This is a genomic window from Methylobacterium sp. GC_Met_2, from assembly GCF_026540795.1.
Taxonomy (GTDB): Bacteria; Pseudomonadota; Alphaproteobacteria; order Rhizobiales; family Beijerinckiaceae; genus Methylobacterium.
The window spans coordinates 1-733 of sequence record NZ_JALNUM010000270.1 but is presented as its reverse complement, the minus strand read 5'-3'; the positions used below and the strand labels follow the sequence as shown (position 1 = coordinate 733).

1 protein-coding gene is annotated in these 733 nt (G+C 55.8%); it reads left to right on the top strand.

The features are described from left to right. A partial coding sequence (locus OXS49_RS33400) for a hypothetical protein (RefSeq protein ID WP_267428783.1) occupies window positions 1-285 on the top strand: 285 nt, incomplete at its 5' end. Window positions 286-733: the final 448 nt, after the last annotated feature.

The window sequence follows — 733 nt, the reverse complement described above, 5'->3', positions numbered from 1 at the left end:
TTCGCGCGTGGGTACACTGTCCTTGGTCGTCTTCGCATGAACACCGGTTCGTTAGAGCCCCTGACGGTTGTGAGTTTGAGGCAGTGGTCCAGCTCTCTTGGCTATCGCACGCTGACGAGAGCCCAGGTCGAAGCTGTGCTCATTGAGCATGCATTTTACGACGAGCTGATCATCGAGGCGGCGTATGACCTGCCAGAGTCAGCACATGCTGTACAGGCTCGATTGGATCGCTGCACCGATGCATTGATGGCTTTACTTGAGAGACGGTGGAACATAAGCCGATGAGCTCAGCGGTTTCTGCCTCGCCACACCAGGATCAACTGCGAAATAAAATGCGGTAGGAGCCGATGATCATGGAAAATAGAAACAATGGTCGCCTCGCAGTATATGAATTGTTGTGCGCCATTGCGGTATGCGGCTGGGCAACAGCTTTCGTCGCACTTGATCGCCCACCTCATCAAGCGCCACCAATTGTTTCATACCTAACGTTCACCGGATACCACGCGCGCTGATGGTAAACCCTTAGTTAGACCGGGAAGCTGGAAGAACTACGACCGCGGGCCGTCACCGCATAGGAACCGGTCTGCCTTGAGAGGGCCTAGTGGTTGAGCTCTGACGGTTGAGTCCGTGTGGGGTTTCGGTTTGAGGCCCATCCTGCGAGTCTGGCGGGATGCGCAGTGGCATCTCTTTCACGCTCTCCACCTCGGATCGCCTTCGGCTCGAAGCACTCGTC